At 46.3% G+C, this 751-nt stretch carries 1 pseudogene; it reads left to right on the top strand.

What is annotated here, in order from left to right:
- Positions 1-736 (top strand): annotated as a pseudogene (locus R7P74_RS26155) (carboxynorspermidine decarboxylase); the annotation flags it as partial.
- Positions 737-751 lie beyond the last annotated feature (15 nt).

The following is a 751-nucleotide window of genomic DNA, read 5'->3' as shown; positions in this document are numbered from 1 at the left end:
TCAAGACCTCGCAAACCCTGCGCGCAAATTCTCTCGCTTAGGTGTACAAGCTGATCACATCAAACCTGAAGTATTTGAAGGTATTGATGGCGTGATGTTTCATATGAATTGTGAGAACAAAGATGTGGACGCGTTTATCGGCCTATTAGATGCGATTTCAGAGCAGTTTGGCGAATACCTAAACAAGCTGGATTGGGTGAGCATGGGTGGCGGCGTATTCTTCACGTGGCCGGGTTACGATATTGAGAAGCTAGGTCTAGCGTTAAAAGCATTCTCTGAGAAGCACGGCGTGCAAATGTACCTAGAGCCGGGTGAAGCCATTATCACTAAGACGACAGACTTAGTGGTTACTGTGGTCGATATCGTTGAGAACGTGAAGAAGACAGCAATTGTTGACTCTGCAACTGAAGCACACCGTCTTGATACGCTGATTTACAATGAACCGGCCTCCATTCTAGAGGCATCTGACAACGGCGAGCACGAGTATGTGATTGGTTCGTGTTCATGTCTTGCCGGTGATCAGTTCTGTGTGGCGAATTTTGATCAGCCACTAGAGATTGGTCAACGTCTGCACATTCTAGACAGCGCTGGTTACACGATGGTGAAACTAAACTGGTTCAATGGTCTACGTATGCCTTCTGTTTACTGTGAGCGTTCAAGCGGCGAGATTCAAAAACTGAATGAGTTTGACTACTCAGACTTCAAACGCTCACTGTCACAGTGGTCTGTGAAGTAACGTTTTTCTCATGCT

This window comes from Vibrio sp. 2033 (assembly GCF_033339735.1).
This window is presented reverse-complemented; position numbering and strand designations above follow the sequence as displayed.